Origin of the sequence: Mesorhizobium sp. M1307 (assembly GCF_040318155.1) — a bacterium.
In the GTDB taxonomy this organism is placed as follows: domain Bacteria; phylum Pseudomonadota; class Alphaproteobacteria; order Rhizobiales; family Rhizobiaceae; genus Mesorhizobium.
Map to the genome: position 1 here is coordinate 24,621 of NZ_JAMYLR010000010.1, position 14,309 is coordinate 38,929.

Sequence of the window (14,309 nt, forward strand, 5' to 3'; positions counted from 1 at the left end):
TCTCTGGTGGGTGTCCCGGCCCGTCGCCGATGACGCGTTGGAACTGGTTGGGGCGGTCCGCGTCGTGCGGGTCAGGCCGCTGAAGCGATCGCAGCGTCGATCGCCTCACCGAGCCGTTCGACGATCCGATCGATATCCTGTTTGGAAATGATGAATGGCGGCGCAACAAGCACATGAACGCCCCGCACACCATCAATCGTCCCGGCCATCGGATAAATCATCAGGCCGCGGGCCATTGCTTCGCGCTTGATGCGGGCGTTGAGTTCAAGCCTCTGGTCGAATGGTTCCTTGCTGGCGCGATCAACCACCAGCTCGATTCCCCTAAATAGACCCCGCCCGCGAATGTCGCCGACGTGATGGTGGTTATCGAAGCGTTGGTGCAGGCGTTCGACCAGCTGCGCGCCCATTGCGCTGACGTTGTCGAGCAGACCGTCACGCCGGATGACCTCCTGCACGGCAAGGCCGGCCGCCGCTGCCATTGGATGGCCCATATAGGTATGCCCATGCTGGAAGAAGCCCGAGCCTTGGGCAAAGGCATCGAAGATATGCCGGCCGAGCAGCACCGCGCCAATCGGCTGGTAGCCACCGCCGAGTCCCTTGGCGATGGTCAGCAGGTCGGGAGCGATGCCGTCCTGCTCGCACGCATGCAGCGTGCCGGTACGGCCCATGCCGCACATCACCTCGTCGAGAATGAGCAGCACGCCGTAGCGGTCGCAAATCGCGCGAATGTGCTTGAAGTAGTCCGCGACCGGCGGCACCGCGCCGAGCGTGGCACCCACCACCGGCTCGGCGACAAAGGCGATGACCTCGTCCGGGCCGAGTTCGAGGATCTTGTCTTCGAGCTGCTGGGCGGCGCGCGCCGCATAGGCTTCGTCGCTTTCGCCATGCTTTTGATAGCGATAGGCGTAACAGGGGTCGATATGGTGGGTCTCGATCAGCAACGGGCTGAACTGGGCGCGCCGCCATTCGTTGCCGCCGGTGGCGAGAGCGCCGAGCGTATTGCCGTGATAGCTCTGCCGGCGTGCGATGAGATGGCGCCGTTGCGGCTCGCCTTTCTCGACAAAATATTGCCTGGCCATCTTGAGCGCGGCCTCGACCGCCTCCGAGCCGCCGCTGACTAGATAGACGTGGTCCAAGCCTTTCGGCGCGTCCTCGACCAGCCGATCCGCCAAGCGCTCCGCCACCTCGGTGGTGAAGAAGCTGGTGTGGGCGTAGGCGATGCGGTCAAGCTGGGTGTGCAGTGCAGCGATCACGTCGGGATGGCCGTGGCCGAGACAGGACACGGCCGCGCCGCCCGACGCGTCGATATAGGACTTGCCCTCGGCATCGAACAGTTCGATGCCTTGGCCGCGAATGGCGACCGGCAGCGTCGAGTGGATGGTTCGATGAAGAATGTGTGTCATCGACGGTCCCTCATGGGCATTTTCTTCGGCGGACGTTGGTTCAGATGGGTCTTGAGAGCGGCGCCCTGCTCATCGAAACGTCGCAGCGACTCAACAGCGCCCTCGCCTGCCTGCCCTGCGACAAGAGCACCGAGGATCTCAGCAACGATGAAAGCTGGCGTCATGGTGTGGAAAAAGGACGCGCTGCCGGTCGGCACGACAACCAGGTGATCGGCAAGCAGCGCCAAGGGGGCTACCCCGCTGTCGGTGATCGCAATGACCGGTACGCCGCGGCCGGCAGCGTACTCGACAAGCTCGATGGTGAAGCGCGTGTAGGGCAGGACGCTGGCGGCGATTAGCACGTCGTCCTTGGTCGCATGGGCCAGAGCGTCGCCATCGGTTCCGCCGATGCCGTGCAGCAACACCGACTTCTCGCCGATCAGCGACAGGATGTAATGCAGATGCCAGGCGACTGCGTGGCTCGAGCGCAGGCCGAGGCAATAGACGCGCCTTGCCGCACTCAGCGCCCTGGCCGTCTCGACCAGACGGTCGATCGACCTGCCTTCGGCGAGATGGGAAAGCTGGCTGGAAATCGAATCCAGAATATCGGCCGCCAGCGCGTGGTCGCCCTTGAGCTTTTGGCTGGCCACCTGAAGCCCCGCCTTGCCGGCGAAACCGATTTCGCCGTCCCGGATCGCGGCGGCGTAAATATCGCGTACGGTCTCGTAGCCATCAAGGCCGAGATGCTGGGCCAGCCGCGTCATCGTCGCCGGCTGCACGCCTGCGTGCCGGGCCTGCTCGCGCATGGACAACAGCGCGACGTCATACGGTTTATCAAGGACATAGCGCGCGGCGGACCGAAGCTGCGCCGACATGCCGTCGAAGGCACTGACGATCTGTCCAGCAAGCTCTCCCTGGTCCATGGATATTGCTAGCTCGCCAGACCAGCGATTGCAACGTCTGTTTCAGTGTGATCAAAGATTGATTCATATGAATCTTGTCACTCACAGAACGTCCCCATGAAGCCGGCCCATGGTCTCGACCGCATCGCCATAGCCGTCGCCCCGAATGGGGGACGTCGCAGCAAGGCCGACCATCCGGCGATTCCACTGACACCAGCCGAACTTGCGAGGACGGCCGCGGAATGCGCCGATGCCGGTGCGGCTATGATCCACGTCCATGTCCGCGACAGAAGCGGCAATCATCTGCTCGACGCCGACGCCTACCGCCAGACGATCGCCGCCATCCGCGGTGCTGCCGGCGACCGCTTGATAATTCAGATCACTTCCGAAGCACTCGGCATCTATTCGCCGGCCGACCAGATGGCCATCGTACAAGATGTGAAGCCGCAAGCTGTCTCCCTGGCGCTTCGCGAAATCGTTCCGGATGCCGGATCGGAACTCGCCTTTGTGCGCTTCATGGCCTGGCTGCATAAGGAGCGTGTGGCGCCGCAGATCATCCTCTATTCGCCCGAGGAGGCTGTCAGGCTTTCGGATATGCAGCGACGCGGACTGATCCCCTGGGCAAGCATACCGGTTCTCTACGTGCTGGGCCGCTACACGCCAGGACAGACGTCCGTTCCTGCCGATCTCTTGCCATTCCTTGCGGCGAACATGCCGCGCTTCGACCATTGGAGCGTCTGCGCCTTCGGCCGCAACGAAGCGGCGTGCGTGACCGCCGCCGCGTTGCTTGGCGGCCATGTCCGGGTCGGCTTCGAAAACAATCTTTTCCTTCCGGACGGCAGCATAGCCTCGTCCAACGCCGAACTGGTAGCGACCGTCGCACGCATACTCGCCGACTGCGGCGTCAAGATCGCCTCGGCCGCCGAGTTGGCGGTTCAATGGAACGCGCCGTTTCGTTCCATATGACAAACCAAAGCCTATTTTCGGCGGCAAGCTCGCGCAAGGCATAGAGAGGCGGCTGCAATGTCATTGCCACGGAAGAACGACGTGTCCCCGCCCGCGGCGCGGCGATTGCAACAACAGTGCCGGTCGTTGTAACCATTCCGGCCGTTTGATTTTGGAGGAGGTGCAGCATGGACCTATTCACCGGCGGTTGCCTGTGCGGCAACGTCCGAATTATCGCGTCGGGGCGCCCATACCGGGTCGGCCTTTGTCACTGTCTTGACTGCCGTAAGCATCATGGCGCCCTTTTTCACGCTTCCGCGATTTTTCCTGAGGATGCGGTGACGATCGACGGCGAAACACGCGACTACGCCGGGCGGTTTTTCTGTCCCCGCTGCGGCTCCTCCATTTTCGGACGCACCGCAGACGAAATCGAAGTAAACCTGGGGTCCCTGGATGCGCCTGACCAACTGATGCCAACCTACGAAAGCTGGATCATCCGACGCGAGTCCTGGTTGCCGCCGTTTCCGCTCACCAGACGATACGAGCGCGATCGTGACGCCACGGGTCGCTTTGAGGAATAGGTCGCACCAACCGTGCCGAGGAGGCAACGACATCAGAACACGGAGTTTCAGAGGCGCATTCGTGAGCGCCTAAGGCGACCCATGACAGCCAAGGCGCCGTACCTTAGAGGAGGATCGCAGGGGATGGGATTCATCGTCGCGATCCTGACGCAGGCTTTGTACAGAGCGCCGCGTTCAATGCTGGCCGTTTAGGAGGTCACGCTGGAAGATCGGCCTTGCGGAAGCCATCAACGAAATGCCCAGGCAGCGCAGCGTCGTGGAATGGCTCTGTCGTGGTCCAGTGGCCCGCCGCCTCGAAACGATGATCACAGGCTAGTGGTCGCGGCGACAATCAACCCGCCCAAGACGGCGACATTGATGGTGAAGCCGGTACGAAGCGCTTCGCGTTCATCGCCGCTGTAGCGCCAGAAGTTGAGCGCCATGAACGACGCCGCAATGGTGAATACGGCCAAGGTCGCGGCGGGAAAGGGTCCACCAAGGCCCGCTGCTAGGCAAAAGCCGCCTGCGATCTCCAGCACCGATCCGGCCGCGAGAAGAGGCCTGGGAGCAGGAAAGCCCCGCTCGGCCAGGGACGCTGTAACTGCCCGGAACCTGAGGAAATGCTCGGCGCCCGCCCAGATAAAGACGCCGCCGAGCAAAACCAATCCAAGGTGGTGGAGGAACGCGATCATTCCTTGCTGCCGTCCTCGGTGTAAACCGCTAGCTCGTAACCATCCGGATCCGCGAAATGAAAGCGCCGGCCGCCGGGGAACCCATAAATCGGCCTGACGATCGTGCCTCCCGCTTCCTCGACCCGCTTGACCGTTGCCGGCAAATCATCGGCATAGAGAATGACGAGCGGGCCTCCTCCGGACCTCGCTGGCCCAGCGGCGAAGCCACCTGACAAGCGCCCGTCGTTGAACTCGCAATATTGCGGGCCGTAGTCAGTGAAGGTCCAGCCGAAGGCCTTTCCGTAGAAGTCGCGTGACCGCTGAATGTCTTTCACGTTGAATTCGACGTAGTCGATCCGTTGATCGTTGTTGTTGCTCATCATGCATACCTCTCGTGTGATGTACGACGGCGAAAGATAAGCACGCATCTCGCCTGCCGGATTGAACAAAACGGCCATCGACCTATGGCTTCACACGGCGCTGCCGAGGCGATGCATCTGACATGATTGTTCACCTGCCCTCTTCCTTCCTGCCGGAAGAAACAACCGATTCTTGCAACCGTTCTCGATTGGCAGACGTTGTCGGTCGTGCAGATTGTTGTCTCGAGCGACGGCGGGCGCAGCCACTGCGTCGTAGGTTCACCGCCGGTAATCCGAAGAGGAGCGAGATGAGCGATCCCGTCCCAGCGCAGGCAACGGGTTCATTTCAGCAACGTCCAGCGTCGGCGCGGCTTCACGGGAGCTTTGCTTCGGTGTGGGCGCATCGAATGGACCCGGCGGGCGCACCGCCAATCGTCGTCATGCCCGATGCAACGATCGACCTGCAATGGATCGGAGGCAGCTTCCGAATTGCCGGCCCCGACAAGGAGCCGCAGACCGAGGTCCTGGCGTCAGACGAGATCGTGATCGGCTTGCGCTTTCATCCTGCCACGGCGGCGGCATGGCTCGGCGTGCCACAAATCGAGCTTGTCGGCCAGAGGCTGTTGCTCGACGATTTATGGGGAGCGCGAGCCCGGCGCCTCGCCAGCCGCGTGCGCGCTGGCGACAATTTCGAAGATCTGGCCTGTTCGCTCGAACAGGTCGTCGCCGAGGAGGCGGCCTCCCGCGCGCCAGACGCTCCCATGCAGGCGGCATATCGATTGATCGAGCGCGGGCCGCCACCCGACGCGCCGCTCGTCCCTTGGTTGATGCGCGCACTCGAGATGAGCGAAAGGACGTTGCGCCGGCGCTTCGACGAGAGCTTCGGCTATGGCCCCAAAACGCTTGACCGTATCCTCCGCTACCAGCGCTTTCTGCGGCTTTGGAGCCAATCGAACAGCGCTACGGCCATCCTGGCAGCCGAGGCGGGCTATTCCGACCAGGCGCATCTTGTCCGCGAGAGCCGACGCCTGACAGGAAGCACCCCGCGACAGATTCATCACCTGCTGCAGAACGGATGAAACGACGTCGCGCTCTTCATTGGCCGTTTTGTTCAAGTCTTCACTATCGCCCGACTTTATCCTGGTATCTCCGACAACCAGAGGAGACTGCCATGAAACCGCGCATTTCGGTTTTTACCATCGCTGTCGCCGACCTTGAGAGTTCTCTCGCGTTCTACCGCGACGGTCTCGGCTTGCCGACGGAAGGGATCATCGGCCGCGAGTTCGAGCATGGCGCCGTCGCGTTCTTCACGCTGTCCGGCGGGTTGAAGCTCGCGATCTGGGCGCAGGACGACCTCGCCTACGACACCGGCCTGCCCAAGGCGCCGATCAGCTCGACCTCGTTCACAGTCGGACACAATGTTGTGCGCCGCGAAGAAGTCGATCAAGTGATGGATGAGGCCGCCCGCGCCGGAGCCGAGATCATCAAGCCTGCCCGGGACACATTCTTTGGCGGGTACGCCGGATATTTCCGCGACCCGAACGGACACCTGTGGGAGGTCGTCTGGAATCCCGCCAACATACCGAGTGAGAATCCTCTTTAAGGGCGGCGCGGGCCTGTAGTATCGGGCCGTTCTAGTCATTCCCGGTCCTGGCAAATTCTGTCGGGATCGGGGCGGGCAGCCTGCTTTCCCTGGCAAACGAAGCCAGTTCGACGGCAGTCCACCAGCACAATCTTAGGGGGCTGATTATGTAGCTCTATCCAGATTCGCCTCGCCTGCATGGCGCATCATGCGGCGGAAGCTCATTGAGATATGCGCCCGCCTTATGTGCCCGATGGACTCCCAGTCGCCGATTTCGGCGGCGGCAAGGACCTCTTCCATTTCGCGGCGGAATGCGGTGAATTCCTCGACGAGGCCCAATTGCGGCATCAGCTTCAGGACGACGCGCGCGACCTGAAAATACAGGCGCTCGCTGATCTCGCGCAGTGGCTGGTTGCCGGTCATCGCCGTGAGCTCGTAGAAAAAATCCATGTTGAGGCGCAGGAAAGCGCGCTGGTCGGGATTGAGTATGTCGGAGTCGCAGCGCGCGATGAGCGCCCGTATCCGGTCAAGATCGTCCGCCGTGCGCGGAATCGGCGAAAGCTTGCCGACGAGGAGCGCCAGCTCGAGGCGCAGATGATAGACCTGCTGCAATTCCTCGATGTCGACGTCGGTGACGATCGTGCCGACGCCGTGGACGGATTGAACCAGACCCTCGGATTCAAGGCGCGCCAGCACGCGCCGGACCGGCGTGCGGCTGATCTCGAATTCCTGGGCAAGTTCTTCCTCGGAAAGGTGGCTTCCCGGCGCATAATCGAGCAGGCAGATGCGGTCGCGCAATATCCGGTAGATGCGCTCGAACCGCTCCCGCGCGGAGAGCGGGCGCGGCGGCGCGGCGGTCACCGTCGTGGGCGGCTTGGCCTCTGTCTCGATCGTCACCCAGCCTCCAGGACAGCGTGCAGGAATTGCCGTGTCCGCTCGTTCTTGGGAGCACCAAACAGTTCGCTTGGCGGCCCCTGCTCGCAGATCTTGCCTTGATAGAAGAAACAAACGCGGTCGGAAAACTCCTTGGCGAAGCCCATCTGATGGGTGACCATCAGCATGGTGAGATCATGCTCGCGCCCGATCTGCCTTATCACCTGTAGCACTTCGCCGACAAGCTCCGGGTCGAGCGCCGACGTTACCTCGTCGAACAGCATGATCTTGGGCCGCATTGCCAGCGCCCTGGCGATGGCGACGCGCTGCTGTTGGCCACCAGAAAGCTGTGACGGATAGTGGTCCTTCTTCTGGGCCAGACCGACCAGCTCCAGCAGCTCGGCCGCTCGTGCCTCGGCGTCCGCCCGCTTCATTCCGAGCACCGTTATCGGCGCCTCGATGCAGTTCTGCATCGCCGTCATATGCGGAAACAGGTTGAACGACTGGAACACCATGCCGATCTTGGCGCGGATCTTGCGGATGTGGGCGAGATCGGCGGGAACAAGCTTGCCGTTCCTCTCCATATGGGTCAGCGGCTCGCCTTCGACCCAGATGACGCCGTCATTGATCGTCTCCAGCGTCATCAGCATGCGCAGCACCGTCGTCTTGCCCGAACCCGACGGACCGATGACCGAGACTTTTTCGCCGCGCGCTATTTCGAGATTGAGCCCGTCGAGAACGGTTAACGTGCCGTAGCGTTTCGATACATTGTCGAAGCGGACCATCGGTTGTTCAGTCATCGGGTGGTCCTCCGGTTGAGCAGCCCTTCGAGGGAGCGGATGAGCGCCGCCGAAACCAGGCTCATGGCAAGGAAAAACAGGCCGACCAGCGTGATCGGCTCGGTGTAGCGGAACGTTTCGGAGCCGATGATCTTGGCGGTCTGCATCAGTTCCATCACGGCGATTGCGGAAAGCAACGGCGTTTCCTTGAACAAGGCCACCAGATAATTGCCGAGCGCCGGAACGATCGGCGGGATCGCCTGCGGAATGATGATGTCGCGGAACGTCGTCCAGGACGAGAGATTGAGCGCTATCGAGGCTTCCCACTGGCCGCGATGGATGTTGTCGAATCCGGCGCGATAGACCTCGGAGCAATAGGCGGCGTAGTGGATGCCGATGGCCAGCACCCCGGCGGTGAAAGCGTCGAGCACGACACCGAATTTCGGAAAGACGAAATAGAGAAAGAATATCTGGATGAGCAGCGGGGTCGAGCGGATCAGCTCGACCAGCACCGAAATCGTCCAGCTGGTCCATGGCACGGCGATGCGGACAACGGCCAGCACCAGGCCGAGCGAGGCGGCAAGCGCAAAGCCGATCAGCGTCGCTTCGATGGAAATGACGGCGGCGCGGGCGAGCACCGGCAGGATTTCCAGGGCAAATTCCCAATCCCAGATCATGCCGCCTTCCCCCGCGCCAGTCCGAGCGACGCCCGCCTTTCAAGAAGCCGCATGCCGATGGTCACAACCAGCGACATTGCCAGGTACATCAAAAGAACGAGGGTGAAGATCGGAATGGTCTTGAACGTGTTCTGGTTCATTTGCTGCGCCTTGAAGGCGAGATCCGAAAGCGTGATCAGCGAGACCAGCGCCGTCGATTTCAGAAGCTCGATGAACAGATTGCCCCAGGGCGGGATCATCGCGACAAAGGCCTGCGGCAGAATGATCCGGCGCAGCATCTGCGGGCGGCTCATGTTCAATGCCGTACACGCTTCCCACTGCCCGCGGGCGACGGACAGGATCGCGCCGCGCACGCACTCCGATCCGTAGGCGCCGACATTCAGGCCGAGCGCGAGCACCGCCACAACGAATGCGTTGATCGTGACGCCGAATTGCGGGAGCACGAAAAACAGCCAGAACAATTGCACCAGTGCCGACGTTCCGCGGAAGATCTCGACGTAAACCGTGGCCAGCCATCTGAGCGGCGTCGGGCCATACATCCTTGCAAGTGCCGCAAGCACGCCCATGACAATTGCCAGCAGGCTGCCGAGGACGGCGATCTCGATTGTCAGGACCGCGCCTTGCAGCAGCCCCGGCATAAACACTTGATATGATTCCTGTGTTGCCAAGGCACCGATCACGACAAGCGCGATGACCAGCATGGCAACGAGCGTACGGATACCCATGCGATTCCCCCAAGGAAAAAGGGCGGCGCTTTCGCGCCGCCAGCAGTTGGGAACCTATTTGCCAGCGCAGAGCTCTGCGGTGGTCTTGTTGGGCAGATAATCCTTGCCGAAGCCGAGTGGCTCGACCAGCGCGATATGCTCCGGCGAACCGAGGAACTTCTTCAGTTCGGCGTTGAAGGCCTCCTGCAGGTCGGTGTCTTCCTTGCGGAAGCCGAAGCCGCCATGACCTTTCACCGACTTGCCGGCGACCTCGCCGAAGGGCTTGGTCGAATCGACACCGTCGGCCTTCTTGGCCATGTCGGCGATCGAAAGGGCGGTAAGCGCGGCTGCATCGGCGCGGCCCGACTGGACGGCGGCGACCAGGCTTGACTGGTCAGGCAAGGAGACGATCTGCCCATCGGCAACGCCCGCTTCCTTGGCGAAGCCGCCTTCGACAGCGCCGGCCATCACGGCAAGCTTGAGATCCGGATTCTCCTTGATGCTGGAAAAATCCTTGATGCCTTTCGGATTGCCTTTTGCCACCAGCATAGCCTCGCCGATGCCGTAGGACGGCTCGGAGTAGTTGATCTCGGCGCAGCGCTTCGGAGTGATGAACATGCCGGCGGCGATGATGTCGAAGCGGCCGGCCTTGAGACCTGGAATGAGCGAGCCGAATTCGGTCAAAACACCGTCGACCTGCGGTATGCCCATCTTGGCGAGCACCGCCTTGGCGACTTCAGGGGCCTCGCCGGTCAGCTTGCCGTCTGGCGTGGCGTAACCGAACGGCGCCTCGTTGGCGAAACCGACGCGGATGTAGCCGTCCTTCTTGGCCCGTTCGAGGGTGGTTTCCGCGTGAGCGGACAACGACGTCAATGACGTCGCGGCGAGCGCGATGCAGGCAGCCGCTTTCACGACCATGCGGCGCGATATCGATGAATTGAACATGCTTTTCTCCCATTGGACAACTGTGGATGGTTCCCAGGGCGCGGCCTTCTTCGAGATCGACGCCTGCTTGATCAGACGTATACAACTGCCCTAGACATTTCGCAAGCAGAGATATAGAAACCATGAAAATTCGACGATAGTTCGCAGTTAGCCAGCAAATTGACGTCGAGTTGTGCACAATTTGGCCTAGTTGCCACTTACAAAAGGCAAACGGCGTACCTGGAAGGCAGGATTTCGGTGGCGACCGCGAACGGCTTCGGGACATTCACGCAAGCGGAGTATGGGCAGCGCCTCGCCGGCGTGAAGACACGCATGCAAAAAGCCGGCTTCGATCTCATCGTTTGTCAGGATCCCGCCAACATGTGCTGGCTGACCGGCTATGACGGATGGTCGTTCTATGTTCCGCAGTGCGTGCTCGTCCATCTGGAGGAGGACCGACCGATCTGGTTCGGCAGGGCGCAGGATGCCAAGAGCGCACGCCTAACCACCGGCCTGCCCGAGAAAAATATCGTGCCGTTCTCGGAACGGCTGGTGCAGCAGCCGGTCGAACACCCTTATGACGAACTCGCCCAACTGATCCGGTCGCGCGGCTGGGGAAAGGCCCGTATCGGCGTCGAGATGGACGCGCATTATTACACTGCGCGCTGCCACGCCCACCTTGTCGAGGGGCTGCCCGACGCGCATTTCGCCAACAACCACGATCTCGTCAACTGGGCGCGGCTGGTCAAATCCGAAGCCGAGCTGGTGCTGATCCGCGAGGCGGGTGCGATCTGCACGCATGCCATGAACCGCGCCATCGGGATAATGCGGCCCGGTGTGCCTCAGAACCATGTCATTGCGGAAATCTATCACGCACAGATCATGGGGGTCCCCGGAGCGGGCGGCGACTATGCCGCGATCTGTCCACTGATGCCCGTTGGCGAGGGCACGAGCACGCCGCATCTGACGTGGTCCGACGCGCCGCTGCCGGACAGCGGCCCCGCCATTCTGGAGATTGCCGGCGTGCGGCGCCGCTATCACGCGGCGCTGACGCGGACCATACATTTCGGCAAGCCGCCGCTAGCCATCCTCGACATGGCCAAGGCAATCGTCGAGGGTGTCGACGCCGGCCTCGAGAAGGCGCGCCCCGGCTACACCGCCGAGGAGGTGGAAGCCGCCTGGCAGGCAGTGTTGAGGAAGAACGGGCTGAAGAAGGAAAGCCGGGTCGGCTATCCGGTCGGGCTCGCATATCCGCCCGATTGGGGTGAACGCACCGCAAGCCTTCGTCCCGGCGACACCACCGAGATGCAGCCCGGGATGTGCTTCCATTTCATGGCCGGCGTTTGGCTCGACGATTTCGGCATCGCCATCTCGGAATCCTTCGTCGTCACGGATCGCGGCGGCGAACGCCTCTGCGACGTGGCGCGCGAACTCGTCGTCATCGACTGACATGGCGGCCGGGAAACCGGCTGCCGAAAGACCATGCCCACCAGCAAGCCGGCAACAAGCACGAGGACGCCCGATGGACCGCAATCCGTTTTCCGAAGCCGAAATTGCCGGCCGCCTTGCCAAGGTCCGTGCTGCACTGGCCGAGCGCGACCTCGACGCGGCGGTCTTCGCCTCGCCGGAGAACGTCTTCTATCTCACCGGGCTCGATCACTGGGGGTATTTTGCCCCTCACCTGCTGATCGTCCCGCTCCAGGGAAAACCTGTCCTGGTCACCCGCTCGATGGAAATGGTGACGATCGAGAAGCAGGTAAAGGCAGCGGAATTCCGTGGTCACTCCGACAGCGAAACGGCGGCCGACCTTGCCGCGCGGGTGCTTGCGGAGCTCGGCCTGTCCGGCAAGCGGATCGGTCTCGAATACTGGACGGCCGGCCTTAGCCATGGACTTGCCATGGCACTCCAGATGCAAGCCGATGCCAAGTGGAGCGACGTCTCCGGTCTGATCGACAAGATGCGGCGGGTGAAGAGCGCCGAGGAACAGGTGCTGATGCGGCGCGCCGCAAAGGTGACGGACGCCGCCGCCGGTGCTGCGATCGCCGCGATCTCGGATGGCGCTTCCGAACAGGAGGTCGCCGCCCAATGTGTTGCGGCAATGATCCGCGCCGGCGGTCATGCGCCGGGCTTCGGGCCGTTCATCCGCCCGGCCGCGCGCCTGGGTGAAGAACACACGACCTGGGGCGACGGTATCTACCGCAAGGGTGAGCCGGTCTTCGTCGAACTGTCCGGCTGCATCTCGCGCTACCACGCCCCGCTCGGCCGGCTCGTTCGCATCGGCCACATCAGCGACGAAGACGCTGCAATGGCGGAAGTGACCGCCAAGGCGTTCAACGCTGTCGTCGAGGCGCTGCGGCCCGGTGCCAAGGCGCGCGATGTCTACGCCGCCTGGCAGGCTGTCGCCGACGCGGCCGGTCTTTCCCACTATCGCCGCCATCACTGCGGCTACCTTGTCGGTGCCGGCCAGCCACCATCATGGACCGGCGGCAATTCGGTGACGGGCTTGAGGCACGATTCCGACCTCGAGATCGAGACCGGGATGAGCTTCCACATCCTGTCGTGGCTGATGGGAACCGGTCGCGGCGATGACTTCGTCTCCAACACGGTGCTTTTGACCGATGCGGGTGCTGAAGTGCTCACCCGCACGCCGGCCGGCCCGATCGTTCGATAGGCCCGCACGCATGGCGCGCTACTCGGCACTCTCGATTTTCCGCAACGCGCTGTCCGGCCAGAAGAATTGGCAGCGCGCCTGGCGTGCGGCGGAGCCAAAACCGTCCTATGATGTGATCGTCATCGGCGGCGGTGGACACGGGCTCGCCACCGCCTTCTACCTTGCCGAGAACCACGGCATCCGCAACGTCGCGGTGCTCGAAAAGGGCTATGTCGGCGGCGGCAATGTCGGCCGCAACACTACCGTCATCCGCTCCAACTACCTGCTCGACGGCAACACCCAGTTCTACGAATTCTCGATGAAGCTTTGGGAGGGCATGTCGCGGGCGCTGAATTTCAACGTCATGTTCTCGCAGCGCGGCCAGCTCGTCACGGCGCATTCGGCCGATCAGCTCGACGGCTTCAGCCACCGCGCCAATGTCATGCGGCTGAACGGCATCGATGCCGATATCCTCGACCGCGACGAGGTGCGCCGTCTCGTGCCCTATCTCGATTTTTCCGACACCGCCCGCTTTCCGATCCATGGCGCTATCTTCCAGGGCCGGGCGGGCACGGCGCGCCACGACGCCGTCGCCTGGGGCTATGCGCGCGCCGCCGACGGCCATGGCGTCGACATCATCCAGAACTGCGAAGTGACCGGCTTCCTCCGCGACCGCGACAGTATCGTCGGCGTCGAAACGACGAAAGGCCGGATCGGTGCCGGCAAGGTCGGCCTCGCTGTTGCCGGTCATACATCCGTGCTCGGTGCCAAGGCCGGCCTTGAACTGCCGATCGAAAGCCACGTCCTGCAAGCCTTTGTCACCGAACCGCTGAAGCCGCTGGTAGATCACGTCGTCGCTTACGGCGCCGACCATTTCTACGTCAGCCAGTCCGACAAGGGCGGGTTGGTCTTCGGCGGCAATCTCGACGGCTACAATTCATACGCCCAGCGCGGCAATCTCGGCGTCGTTCGCGAGGTGGCGGAGGCGGCGATTGCATTGATGCCGTGCATTTCGCGCGTCCGCCTGCTGCGCCACTGGGGCGGCGTCATGGACATGACTCCCGATGCCAGCCCGATCATCTGCCCGACGCCGATCGACGGCCTCTATCTCAGTGGCGGCTGGTGCTATGGCGGCTTCAAGGCGACGCCGGCTTCCGGCTGGTGCTTCGCCCACACGATCGCCACCGGCAAGCCGCATCCCTTGATCGCGGCCTACGGGCTCGATCGTTTCCGCACCGGCCACACGCTCGATGAGGCCGGCGTCGGCCCTTCCGCCTGGCTGCAATAGGAGGCGGGACAAA

At 62.6% G+C, this 14,309-nt stretch carries 16 protein-coding genes; 7 read left to right on the forward strand and 9 right to left on the reverse strand.

Annotated features, from left to right (window positions below):
- Positions 1-71: 71 nt before the first annotated feature.
- The gene (locus NKH16_RS14345; protein WP_352899927.1) at positions 72-1,403 is read right to left on the reverse strand and encodes an aspartate aminotransferase family protein; all 1,332 of its coding nucleotides are present in this window, start codon (positions 1,401-1,403) and stop codon (positions 72-74) included.
- Positions 1,400-2,305 carry a MurR/RpiR family transcriptional regulator gene (locus tag NKH16_RS14350; protein ID WP_352899929.1) on the reverse strand — a complete coding sequence of 302 codons (906 nt, stop codon included), beginning with the start codon at positions 2,303-2,305 and terminating at the stop codon, positions 1,400-1,402. Before NKH16_RS14350 ends, NKH16_RS14345 begins: the two co-directional genes overlap by 4 nt.
- A gap of 96 nt (positions 2,306-2,401) precedes the next feature.
- Here NKH16_RS14350 and NKH16_RS14355 point away from each other — a divergent pair, with 96 nt between their 5' ends.
- Positions 2,402-3,250 carry a beta-keto acid cleavage family enzyme gene (locus NKH16_RS14355; RefSeq protein WP_352899932.1) on the forward strand — a complete coding sequence of 283 codons (849 nt, stop codon included), beginning with the start codon at positions 2,402-2,404 and terminating at the stop codon, positions 3,248-3,250.
- A gap of 167 nt (positions 3,251-3,417) precedes the next feature.
- Positions 3,418-3,810, forward strand: coding sequence for a GFA family protein (locus NKH16_RS14360; protein WP_352899935.1), 393 nt, complete (start codon positions 3,418-3,420; stop codon positions 3,808-3,810).
- 305 nt (positions 3,811-4,115) lie between these two features.
- Here the strand turns inward: NKH16_RS14360 and NKH16_RS14365 are convergent, their stop codons facing one another.
- Together NKH16_RS14365 and NKH16_RS14370 are read right to left on the reverse strand one after the other, a co-directional pair.
- Complete coding sequence (locus NKH16_RS14365) at positions 4,116-4,481, reverse strand: DoxX family protein (protein ID WP_352470562.1); 366 nt, start codon at positions 4,479-4,481, stop codon at positions 4,116-4,118.
- Positions 4,478-4,843, reverse strand: coding sequence for a VOC family protein (locus NKH16_RS14370; protein ID WP_352745818.1), 366 nt, complete (start codon positions 4,841-4,843; stop codon positions 4,478-4,480). Before NKH16_RS14370 ends, NKH16_RS14365 begins: the two co-directional genes overlap by 4 nt.
- A 383-nt stretch (positions 4,844-5,226) precedes the next feature.
- Here NKH16_RS14370 and NKH16_RS14375 point away from each other — a divergent pair, with 383 nt between their 5' ends.
- Positions 5,227-5,898 (forward strand): AraC family transcriptional regulator, encoded by a 672-nt coding sequence (locus tag NKH16_RS14375; protein WP_352899938.1) that lies wholly within the window; start codon positions 5,227-5,229, stop codon positions 5,896-5,898.
- A gap of 92 nt (positions 5,899-5,990) precedes the next feature.
- Complete coding sequence (locus NKH16_RS14380; protein ID WP_352449792.1) at positions 5,991-6,422, forward strand: VOC family protein; 432 nt, start codon at positions 5,991-5,993, stop codon at positions 6,420-6,422.
- A 144-nt stretch (positions 6,423-6,566) separates the two neighbouring features.
- On the opposite strand, the gene NKH16_RS14385 is transcribed toward NKH16_RS14380, so the two are convergent.
- Genes NKH16_RS14385 through ehuB form a run of 5 tightly spaced genes read right to left on the reverse strand, consistent with a single transcriptional unit; the run spans position 6,567 to position 10,379 of the window.
- Positions 6,567-7,298, reverse strand: coding sequence for a GntR family transcriptional regulator (locus tag NKH16_RS14385; protein ID WP_023674261.1), 732 nt, complete (start codon positions 7,296-7,298; stop codon positions 6,567-6,569).
- Positions 7,295-8,074 (reverse strand): ectoine/hydroxyectoine ABC transporter ATP-binding protein EhuA, encoded by a 780-nt coding sequence (gene ehuA / locus NKH16_RS14390; RefSeq protein WP_023717024.1) that lies wholly within the window; start codon positions 8,072-8,074, stop codon positions 7,295-7,297. Before ehuA ends, NKH16_RS14385 begins: the two co-directional genes overlap by 4 nt.
- Positions 8,071-8,730, reverse strand: coding sequence for an ectoine/hydroxyectoine ABC transporter permease subunit EhuD (gene ehuD, locus NKH16_RS14395; protein ID WP_352875207.1), 660 nt, complete (start codon positions 8,728-8,730; stop codon positions 8,071-8,073). Before ehuD ends, ehuA begins: the two co-directional genes overlap by 4 nt.
- Entirely contained in the window at positions 8,727-9,455 is a 729-nt protein-coding gene (ehuC, locus tag NKH16_RS14400) for an ectoine/hydroxyectoine ABC transporter permease subunit EhuC (protein ID WP_023674258.1), read from the reverse strand. The genes ehuD and ehuC overlap by 4 nt, the downstream gene beginning before the upstream one ends.
- A gap of 54 nt (positions 9,456-9,509) precedes the next feature.
- On the reverse strand, positions 9,510-10,379 hold the full coding sequence (ehuB, locus tag NKH16_RS14405) for an ectoine/hydroxyectoine ABC transporter substrate-binding protein EhuB (RefSeq protein ID WP_352899942.1): 870 nt from the start codon (positions 10,377-10,379) through the stop codon (positions 9,510-9,512).
- Positions 10,380-10,616: 237 nt separating this feature from the next.
- Here ehuB and NKH16_RS14410 point away from each other — a divergent pair, with 237 nt between their 5' ends.
- The 3 genes from NKH16_RS14410 (at position 10,617) to NKH16_RS14420 (ending at position 14,296) form a co-directional block, all read left to right on the forward strand.
- Positions 10,617-11,807 (forward strand): M24 family metallopeptidase, encoded by a 1,191-nt coding sequence (locus NKH16_RS14410; protein ID WP_352899944.1) that lies wholly within the window; start codon positions 10,617-10,619, stop codon positions 11,805-11,807.
- A gap of 73 nt (positions 11,808-11,880) precedes the next feature.
- A complete protein-coding gene (locus NKH16_RS14415; RefSeq protein WP_352899947.1) occupies positions 11,881-13,029 on the forward strand; it encodes a M24 family metallopeptidase in 1,149 nt (382 codons plus the stop codon).
- 10 nt (positions 13,030-13,039) lie between these two features.
- On the forward strand, positions 13,040-14,296 hold the full coding sequence (locus NKH16_RS14420) for a sarcosine oxidase subunit beta family protein (RefSeq protein ID WP_352899949.1): 1,257 nt from the start codon (positions 13,040-13,042) through the stop codon (positions 14,294-14,296).
- The last annotated feature ends 13 nt before the right edge of the window (positions 14,297-14,309 follow it).